The 9,313-nt window shown below is 63.2% G+C and carries 12 protein-coding genes; 9 read left to right on the top strand and 3 right to left on the bottom strand.

What is annotated here, in order from left to right:
* Positions 1-73: 73 nt before the first annotated feature.
* Together ACHIRB_RS11015 and hisN are read right to left on the bottom strand one after the other, a co-directional pair.
* Positions 74-430 (bottom strand): hypothetical protein, encoded by a 357-nt coding sequence (locus ACHIRB_RS11015; protein WP_395126613.1) that lies wholly within the window; start codon positions 428-430, stop codon positions 74-76.
* 21 nt (positions 431-451) lie between these two features.
* Positions 452-1,255: a histidinol-phosphatase gene (hisN, locus tag ACHIRB_RS11010; RefSeq protein ID WP_199703013.1), complete on the bottom strand. Its 804-nt coding sequence runs from the start codon at positions 1,253-1,255 to the stop codon at positions 452-454.
* 48 nt (positions 1,256-1,303) lie between these two features.
* Between hisN and ACHIRB_RS11005 the strand changes: the two genes are divergently transcribed.
* Entirely contained in the window at positions 1,304-2,224 is a 921-nt protein-coding gene (locus tag ACHIRB_RS11005; RefSeq protein WP_395126612.1) for a DUF4073 domain-containing protein, read from the top strand.
* A gap of 6 nt (positions 2,225-2,230) precedes the next feature.
* Here ACHIRB_RS11005 and ACHIRB_RS11000 read toward each other — a convergent pair whose 3' ends face one another.
* Positions 2,231-2,725, bottom strand: a complete 495-nt coding sequence (locus tag ACHIRB_RS11000; protein WP_199703011.1) for a beta-class carbonic anhydrase — start codon at positions 2,723-2,725, stop codon at positions 2,231-2,233.
* A 253-nt stretch (positions 2,726-2,978) separates the two neighbouring features.
* Between ACHIRB_RS11000 and prfB the strand changes: the two genes are divergently transcribed.
* The 8 genes from prfB (at position 2,979) to ACHIRB_RS10960 (ending at position 9,210) form a co-directional block, all read left to right on the top strand.
* Positions 2,979-4,091, top strand: a complete 1,113-nt coding sequence (gene prfB, locus ACHIRB_RS10995; RefSeq protein ID WP_395113283.1) for a peptide chain release factor 2 — start codon at positions 2,979-2,981, stop codon at positions 4,089-4,091.
* A 25-nt stretch (positions 4,092-4,116) separates the two neighbouring features.
* Positions 4,117-5,004, top strand: a complete 888-nt coding sequence (locus ACHIRB_RS10990; protein WP_395126611.1) for a mechanosensitive ion channel family protein — start codon at positions 4,117-4,119, stop codon at positions 5,002-5,004.
* Complete coding sequence (locus ACHIRB_RS10985) at positions 5,001-5,348, top strand: hypothetical protein (protein ID WP_395126610.1); 348 nt, start codon at positions 5,001-5,003, stop codon at positions 5,346-5,348. Before ACHIRB_RS10990 ends, ACHIRB_RS10985 begins: the two co-directional genes overlap by 4 nt.
* A 4-nt stretch (positions 5,349-5,352) precedes the next feature.
* A complete protein-coding gene (locus ACHIRB_RS10980; protein ID WP_395126609.1) occupies positions 5,353-6,021 on the top strand; it encodes a lysophospholipid acyltransferase family protein in 669 nt (222 codons plus the stop codon).
* A 103-nt stretch (positions 6,022-6,124) separates the two neighbouring features.
* Entirely contained in the window at positions 6,125-6,814 is a 690-nt protein-coding gene (gene ftsE, locus ACHIRB_RS10975) for a cell division ATP-binding protein FtsE (protein ID WP_199703007.1), read from the top strand.
* Positions 6,815-6,867: 53 nt separating this feature from the next.
* On the top strand, positions 6,868-7,773 hold the full coding sequence (gene ftsX, locus ACHIRB_RS10970) for a permease-like cell division protein FtsX (protein WP_199703006.1): 906 nt from the start codon (positions 6,868-6,870) through the stop codon (positions 7,771-7,773).
* Positions 7,774-7,876: 103 nt separating this feature from the next.
* Positions 7,877-8,350, top strand: coding sequence for an SsrA-binding protein SmpB (gene smpB / locus ACHIRB_RS10965; protein ID WP_199703005.1), 474 nt, complete (start codon positions 7,877-7,879; stop codon positions 8,348-8,350).
* Between the two features lie 8 nt (positions 8,351-8,358).
* A complete protein-coding gene (locus ACHIRB_RS10960; protein ID WP_395126614.1) occupies positions 8,359-9,210 on the top strand; it encodes an EamA family transporter in 852 nt (283 codons plus the stop codon).
* The last annotated feature ends 103 nt before the right edge of the window (positions 9,211-9,313 follow it).

The raw sequence follows: 9,313 nt of genomic DNA, 5'->3' as shown, positions 1-9,313 counted from the left end.
AACAACGCCGAAAACACTCGCCGCTTGACTCTTAAAGCCTAGGGATGTCTCACGAGGCGCGAAGCGCCCTTGTCTATTTGTGCACCGGTGACCAGAACACGGCGACGGCAATGTTGAGCACGGTAAGTCCGAAGATGGCGTAGAACAACGCATCCGGAATCTTCGGCTTGCGGATGTTCGCCATGACGAGGACCAGGATCACCAGGCCGACAACGAGTTTCACGGCGACCTTCGCGTGATCGACGGTCGAATCGCCGGCTTCGAGAACGCCGACAAGGAGCAGGCCGGCGAGAAACGCGGTGCCCGACCCGTCACGCATCGGTCCGTTGATCCGTTTGTCGCTCGCCGACATCTGGACGAACATCCCACCCAGCAGTGCGCCGAAACCCAGAATGTGGACGAAAAGCAGAACGAGCCGCACGAACTCCATGGCGCTGAGCCTAAAACCGCGTCACGAATCCCGCAGGCGAGTGAGGACTTCGTCGTGCAACAGCCCGTTGGTTGCAACCGCGTCGCCGCCGTGTGGGCCTGGCGCGCCCGCGAGTGAGGTGAATCGTCCGCCGGCCTCGCGAACGAGGAGGTCGAGCGGCGCGAGATCCCACAGCGAGACTTCCGGTTCGGCAGCGATCTCCAACGCGCCTTCGGCGAGCAGGCAATAGGAGAAGAAGTCGCCGTAGCCGCGCACCCGCCACACGTCGTCGGTCAAATCGACGAACCGGTCCCGGAGTCCGCGATCTCGCCAGCCCGACAGGCTTGCGAAACTCAGGCTCGCCGACCCGAGACTGCCGACGGTCGAGACCGACAGCTGTTTCGCCTCGTCACCGTCGAATCTGGTCCACGAGCCGCCACCGGCGGCAGCCCACCAGCGACGCGCCAACGCGGGCGCGCTGACGACCCCGACGACAGGCACGCCGTCGTCGAGTAGCGCGATCAACGTCGCCCAGATCGGCACGCCGCGGACAAAGTTCTTGGTCCCGTCGATCGGGTCGATGACCCACTGCCTGCCTTCGAAGGTGACTGTGCCGCCGAACTCCTCGCCGAGCACGGCGTCGTCGGGTCGCTGTGCCGTGAGCGCGTCGCGCGTCACTCGCTCGACGGCGAGGTCGGCGTCGGAGACGGGCGTCAGGTCGGGCTTGTCGTCGATGCGGAGGTCGAGCGCACCGAAGCGGTCGCGAGTGATGTGGTCGGCCGCGTCGGCGATCAGGAGCGCGAGCTCGAGGTCGGCGCGGTACGGAGAATTCTCGGCGCTGGACACGTTTGTCACCGTACCGGTCCAGAAGTTTACGGTGCAGAATCTGCGGTTATGAGCCAACCAGTCCGCTTCGACGTGCTCTCCGACGTGCAGGGTGACGTGGCCGACCTCGATGTCGCGCTGGCCGCCTTCGCCGAATTTCCGCCTGCGGACCAGTTGCTGATCAACGGCGACCTCACGTTGCGGGGCTATCGGTGGCAGTGGGACGAGTTGATGGCCAGGCTTGCCGCGACGCCGCATCCGCCTTTGCTGTTCACGATCGGCAACCACGACTTCTATCTGCCGCTGCACAAGTGGCGCTCTAGTTCGACGGCGATCAACCGGTTTCGCAACTACACCGCCATGCCGGGGTTGTACTCGGCCCACGACGTCGGTGGCGTTCGGGTGTTGCGGCTCGGCTCGATCGACGGCCGCGAACGCGGTGGCCACGAAGTTGTACTCGGCGACGCACAGCTGCAGTGGCTCGCAACCGAATTGGCGGCGCCGCGGACTCGCGGACCGGTGCTTGTCGCGAGCCATCACGTGCTGCCGCGCACCATTTCTGCGACGGGGGACGACCCGGTCACCCAGGCGCCGAACGTGTATCAACGCGACTACGCGGAAGCGGATCGGCTACTCGAGATTCTCGGAGCTCATCCCGAAGTGTTGTTCCTGAGCGGGCACACGCACTGGAGTTTGTACCGCGACGACTGGTTCACCCGTCGCATCGTCGCAGGCGGCGATCCCGCCGGGTTTGCGGTCGCCAACACGGGTGCTGTCCAGTTCGGCTGGGAGGCGAACGGCCGCGGGGGCGAACAAGCGCACGACGACCCGCAGAACCAGGGTCTGCGGATCGTCGTCACCGACGATCAGGTTCGCATTCATGCACTGGATTTCGCTGCGCGCGTGGTGATCCACACCGTCGAGCTTGCGGTCGGATCAACCGACATTCGTCAGCTCAGCGGACTGACCTGGGCGGATGCCTTGAGCTGAAACAGCTCAGGAAGCAGTGACCTCGTTCAGCTTGCCCGTCGCGACGTCGAAGACGAACCCGCGCAACGACTCGGTCTTGGTGACGAACGGATTGTTCTCGATACGACGCAGCGACTGCCGCACATCTTCCTCGAGATCGGGGAAAGCCTCGGCGGACCAAGTCGGCTTGATGCCGATTTCGTCCTGGATGCCACGCTTGAAGTCGTCGTCGGAGAAGGTGAGCATGCCGCAGTCCGTGTGGTGGATGAGGATGATTTCCTTCGTCCCGAGCAGTCGCTGGCTGATCGCAAGCGAACGGATCTCGTCGTCGGTAACGACGCCACCTGCATTGCGGATGACGTGTGCTTCGCCGTCCTTCAGACCGAGAATACGGTAGACGTCGAGGCGGGCGTCCATGCAGGCGAGCACCGCGACGTTCCTACTCGGCGGCAGCGGAAGGGGTCCGCTGAACTCGGCGGCGTAGTCGGCATTGTTGGACAGGTATTCGTCGGTGACGGTCATGGTGTGGAAACCTCCGGGCAGTCATGACACGCGGTCACGAAAGTAGTCACGAAAAGTAGTCAGGTAAGCACCCGTGCATGAGCGCCGACTCCAAGGATGTCGACCGCCATAGAGGTCGTGGAAGGGTTCGAATCGACCTGAGCGGAAACCTATCCGGCAGGCACCTGGTGGCGAACTCAGTGCTTGTGCAAACTCGGCTGGTCGGACCGCCGGATGTCCGGTACGGCGCCGATGCCCGGTAACCTTGAACCTCGTGCATCCTGACGTAACGGCCGATCTCGCCGAGCTAGACACAACTCTCAAAACCATCGAGTCGGTTCTCGATGTCGAAGAGCTGCGCCGACGCATCGACGAACTCGAACACCAGGCAGCTGATCCGTCGCTGTGGAACGACCAGGAGCACGCTCAGCAGGTCACCAGCCAGCTGTCGCACGCACAGAGTGAACTGCGCAAAGTCGAGGACCTGCGGCAACGCCTCGAAGATCTGCCGGTCCTCTACGAACTCGCCGAGGGTGAGGAAGGCGACGCAGCGATAGCCGCGACGGCCGATGCCGACGCCGAACGCGCAGCCTTGCACGGCGATATCGAGGTCATGGAAGTACGGACCCTGCTCTCCGGTGAATACGACAAACGTGACGCATTGGTCAATATTCGAAGCGGCGCGGGTGGCGTGGATGCGGCAGACTGGGCCGAGATGCTGATGCGGATGTACATCCGCTGGGCCGAGAAACACGGGTACGGCGTGGAGGTCTACGACACGTCCTACGCCGAGGAAGCCGGCATCAAGAGCGCAACATTTGCGGTCAAGGCGCCGTATTCCTACGGCACGCTCTCGGTGGAACAGGGAACGCATCGGCTCGTCCGAATCAGTCCGTTCGACAACCAAGGTCGACGACAGACGTCGTTCGCCGAGGTGGAGGTGTTGCCGGTGGTCGAAACGACCGACCATATCGATATCGCGGAAGGCGACCTGCGTGTCGACGTCTATCGCTCGTCGGGTCCCGGCGGGCAGAGCGTCAACACGACCGACTCTGCCGTCCGGTTGACCCACATCCCGACCGGGATCGTCGTGACGTGTCAGAACGAGAAGTCGCAGCTGCAGAACAAGGTTTCGGCCATGCGGGTACTGCAGGCCAAACTGCTCGAGCGCAAGCGGCTCGAAGAGCGCGCCGAAATGGATGCGCTCAAGGGCGAGGGCGGCAGCTCGTGGGGCAACCAGATGCGCTCCTATGTGCTGCACCCCTATCAAATGGTGAAAGACCTCCGTACCGAATACGAGGTCAACAACCCGTCGGCGGTGCTCGACGGTGACATCGACGGCTTCCTGGAATCCGGGATCCGCTGGCGTATGAGTGAGCAGGCCTGACGTGCAGGTGCCGGGAATCGCGCCAATGACCGATATCAACGAATGGTTCAGGTCGAGTGGCTTGCAGATCGTGCTGCTCCTGGTCGGAGCCGTGCTCGTCGGACGATTCGTGACCTGGGGTCGCGATCGCATCACCGAACAGATCGACTCCAGCTTCCAGACCAGCGACGCGTTGGTTCGGACCGAAGCCGCTAAGCACCGCCATGCGCTGGCACAGGTCCTGACCTGGGTTGTGTTGACCTTGATCTACATCCTCGTCGGCATGCGGGTGCTGCAGAATTTGGGCTTCTCGCTCAACGGACTCGTTGCGCCGGCCGCAGTGCTCGGTGCCGCGCTCGGCTTCGGCGCGCAGCGAATCGTGCAGGATATTCTCGCCGGATTCTTCATCATCACCGAGCGGCAATACGGGTTCGGTGACGTGGTGGAGATCTCGGTGAACGGTTCTGCTGAGGTCGCGGACGGTACCGTCGAAGACGTCACGCTGCGCATCACGAAGCTGCGATCGACGGACGGCGAAATGATCACCGTCCCCAACGGGCAGATCGTGAAAGTCAAGAACCTGTCCAAGGATTGGGCGCGCGCGGTGGTCGAGATCCCGGTGCCCACATCGGTCGATCTCAACCTTGTGAACGAGGTCCTTCGTGACGTCGGTGCGAAGGCGTACCGGGAGAAGCGACTCCAAGCAATGCTGCTTGACGAACCGACAGTGATGGGAATCGAGAGCATCGAAGTGGATCAGGTCAACATTCGAATGGTCGCGCGGACCTTGCCTGGCAAGCAGTTCCAGGTCGGTCGCGATCTCCGGGTGCGAGTTGCGGCAGCACTGCGTCGTGAAGGACTCGGCGCCGCCGCAGCGGGTATGAGCGGTACTGCGATCGCGAGCGGCCCGGATACCCCGGAGGAGACCGCGTGAAATTGCACCTACGACGTTCCACCTGGATTCTCATCGCCGCGTGGGTTCTGACGTTGACCGTCTACATCCTCGTTCGCCCCGAGCCGACGACAATCGAGAATGCTCCTGCACCCGTCGCCCCCGTTGCCCCCGCCGCCGAGAATCGGAGCGAGCCAACTCGGGAGCCGACGACCGAACCGCCGACGACCACCACGCAGACCTCGGTGTCGCCGACCACCGCGGCACCGAGCAGTGGACCGTCCGCTCCCGGAAGCGAACTGCCGACCAGCGCTCCTGCAGATTCCGTGCCGCCGCCGCAGACGCAAGCTCCCAACGTCGAACCGACGGCTCCTGCAGGGGGATAAGAACGTGTCGGATGAATCGAGGCCCGACGGGCTACGCAAGCGGGCGTGGCTGACGACCAAGTTGCTGCGCCGACTGTTGCGGTTTCTCGCGTTCGTCAAGTTCGTCGACGTGACGGTGACCGGCCGCGAGGTCATCCCGAAGTACGGCGCGATCATCGTTGCCAGCAACCACATCTCGATGGTGGACGCCATCTTCCTGTGGGGCGCACTGCGGCGCCGCGCGGTCGCAGTCGCGATGGCAGAGCTGTGGACCATGCCGGTCGTGTCGTGGCTGCTGCGCAATCTCGGGCACATCCCGGTCATCCGTCGCAACGCCGATTCCGGCCGTGACGCCGTTGCAGCGTCGGAGTCGGTCTTGAATCATGGCGGTGTCCTGCTCATCTATCCGGAAGGTCGCTGCGTCAGCCCGGGCGACACCGAGCCGTACAAACCCGGTGTCGCGAAGCTGTCGATGAGTACCGGCGTCCCCATCATCCCGGTGGGTGCGATCGGCACGAACAAGGTCGTCCCGCTCAAGCGCGACCTAGAGGGTGCGAAGAAGTTCAACCGGAATCAGAAGGTGTGGATCAAGTTCGGCCAACCGATCGACCCCGCCGATTTCGACACGTGGGAGCAATTGCTCGCAGAAGTGCGTCGCAGCATCGTTGCGCTGGTCGAGTCGGAAACGGTCTGATGCGAGTCCGCCTGCCTCGGTTTCGATCCGCTTCGGTTTCGATAGCCCTGCTGCCCGCGTTGCAGCCGGAGCGAGGGTACGGGGAGAGCTAAACTGGCTCCCCGTGATCAGCGTCCAGAATGTGTCCAAGTCTTACAAGGCGTCCGGCAGGCCCGCCTTGGACAAGGTGAACATCGAAGTCGACAAAGGTGAGTTCGTTTTCGTCATCGGTGCGTCGGGTTCGGGAAAGTCGACACTGATTCGACTGCTGCTGAAGGAAGAGTCGATCACGTCCGGCGATATCAAAGTCGCGGATTTCCACGTCAACAAACTCGCTGCTCGCCGCGTGCCGAAACTGCGGCAGCGGATCGGCTGCGTCTTCCAGGACTTTCGGCTGCTGCAGCAGAAGACGGTCGAGCAGAACGTCGCTTTCGCACTCGAAGTGATCGGGAAGCCGCGTGCGGTGATCAAGCGGACCGTCCCCGAGGTGCTCGAATTGGTAGGCCTGGCTGGTAAGGCCGACCGACTGCCGACCGAACTGTCCGGCGGCGAGCAACAACGCGTAGCCATCGCGCGGGCCTTCGTGAACCGGCCACTGGTATTGCTCGCGGACGAGCCGACCGGAAACCTCGACCCCGATACGAGCCAGGACATCATGTTGCTGCTCGAGCGCATCAACCGCACCGGGACGACGGTGATGATGGCGACACACGACAACCACATCGTCGACTCGATGCGGCGTCGCGTGGTGGAACTGGATCTCGGCAAGGTGATTCGTGACGAGGCGCACGGGGTGTACGGCGTCGGCAGGTAGCCGGCCGACCCTCCCGAAGCTCACCGTCATAAGAAGAAAAGGAACTCGATTCCATGCGCGCCAGCTTCATTTTCAGCGAGGTCCTGCGGGGTCTGCGCCGAAACATCACGATGACCATTGCCATGATCCTCACGACCGCGATCTCGCTCGCGTTGTTCGGTGGCGGCCTGCTAGCCGTGCAGATGGCAGACAAGACCAAGGACTTCTTTCTCGACCGCATCGAGGTGCAGATCTTCCTCACCAACGATGTGTCCGATTCCGATCCGGACTGTGCCCAGGATCTGTGCAAGACGCTGCGAAGCGATCTGGAGAACACGCCGGGCGTCACGTCCGTGCAGTATCTGAACAAAGCCGATGCGCTGCAGGATGCGCGCGAACGGGTGTTCAAGAATCAGCCCGAGTTCGCCAACCTGATCAGTGCCAATGCGTTGCCTGCATCGATGAAGGTCAAGATGGAGAATCCGGAGCTGTATCCGGCGATCTATCAGCAGTTCAGTGCCAGGCCGGGTGTCGCCAACATTCTGAATCAGAAGGAACTGGTCGACCGGCTGGTGAGTGTGTTCAACGGTCTGCGCAATGCGGCGTTCGGTCTCGCGCTCGTGCAGGTGATCGCTGCGTTGCTGTTGATCGCGAACATGGTGCAGATCGCGGCGATGACCCGTCGGGCCGAAGTCGGCATCATGCGTCTGGTCGGCGCGACTCGCTGGTATACCCAGCTGCCGTTCCTGCTCGAGGCGATCGTCGCGGCGCTCGTCGGTTCGGTGCTTGCGATCGTCGGCCTGTTCGCCGCCAAGCCTCTCGTCATCGACAGCGCGCTGGGTGACCTCTATGCCAGCAATGTATTTCCGCCGATCACCGCGAGCGACATCCTGCTGATTTCCCCGTTCCTCGTTCTCGGTGGCATCGGGTTCGCCGCGGTGACCGCGTACGTGACGCTGCGGTTGTACGTGCGCGAGTAGCGCGACCGACGTGGTGCGTGGGTGGTGGCGGAATAAATCGATTGCCTCAGGACCTATTGTTGACTGGAGTTCATCCGACGTCCGGCGCGAAAGGGGCCCTGGCATGAAGGAAAAGGGCCGCAAGAACATCGCGACCAACCGCAAGGCGCGGCACAACTACTCGATCATCGACGTCTACGAGGCGGGTATCGCGCTGGTCGGCACCGAGGTGAAGAGCCTGCGCGAAGGTAAGGCCTCGTTGGTCGACGCGTTCGCAACGGTCGACGACGGCGAAGTGTGGCTGCGCGGGTTGCACATCCCGGAGTACACGGCGGGCACGTGGACCAACCATTCGCCGCGGCGCACACGAAAGCTGTTGCTGCACAAGCGCGAAATCGAGCACCTCGTCGGTAAGACACGAGAGGGCAACCAGACGCTCGTGCCGCTGTCGATGTACTTCGCCGACGGCAAGGTCAAAGTCGAGTTGGCGCTCGCTCGCGGTAAGCAGGACTACGACAAGCGCCAGGATCTGGCCAAGCGTGATGCCGAGCGCGAGGTGACTCGCGAACTCGGTCGCCGTATCAAGGGCATGCGCTGACCGCGATCCTGCTCGCTCTTACTGCCGCACTCAGCTATGGAGTCAGTGACTTCATCGGCGGTGTCGCATCGAGGCGGGTTGCAGCTCTTCGGGTGGTGATCGTCTCCTACCCGCTGTCGGTACTGATCGTGCTGCTCATCGCCCCCTTCGTCGGCGGCTCGTTGTCGACCGCGGGACTGCTGTGGGGTGCGGCGTCCGGCGTCGCGGGTGGTCTTGCGGTGTGGTGGTTCTACTTGGCGTTGGCGTCGGGTCCGATGGCGGTGGTGTCGCCGCTGACCGCGGTTCTCGTCGCCGGCATTCCGGTCGGTGTCGGCCTTGCGGCGGGGGAGCGACCAGCTGCGCTTGCGTACGGCGGTATCGCGTTGGCACTCGTCGCGGTCGTGCTGGTCAGCAAGGAATCGCCGGACGAAACGACGTCGGAGATCACCGGCGGGCGGGACATGCGTTTCACCAAGACGGTGGCGTGGCTGACGGTGGGGTCGGGCGTCGCGTTCGCGTTCGCATTCATCTTCTTGCACAAAATTCCCGAAGGCGGCGGTCTCTGGCCGGTGCTGGCCTCGCGCGCGACCGCGACGGTCGTCGTGTGGGGTGTGGCTCTGGCTGCGCGGCAGTTCTCACCACCGCACGGCGAGCCGCTGAAGCTCGCGATCTACGTCAGTTTCCTCGATGTCATAGCGACGACGGCGACGATGTATGCGTTCCAAGGTGGCCTGTTGTCGCTGGTCAGCGTCATAGCGTCGCTCTATCCCGCCGCGACGGTGATGCTCGCGATGGTGATGCTCGGTGAGCGGGTCGGGCGACTGCAGCAGGTCGGGATGGTGCTTGCCCTCGCAGCCGTCGCGCTCATTGCGGGGGCGTAGGGCGCTCCGCGCCTCGTGAGTCTTTTCGGAGGGTGGACCCTCCGAAAAGACTGGCTCGAAAATGGGTAGGTGAGTGGGCAGGCGACAGCACCCGGCGCAGCCG

Source organism: Antrihabitans spumae (assembly GCF_043944905.1).
Taxonomy (GTDB): domain Bacteria; phylum Actinomycetota; class Actinomycetes; order Mycobacteriales; family Mycobacteriaceae; genus Antrihabitans; species Antrihabitans spumae.
The sequence above is the reverse complement of the archived record's forward strand: the minus strand, read 5'-3'. Positions and strand labels throughout refer to the sequence as shown.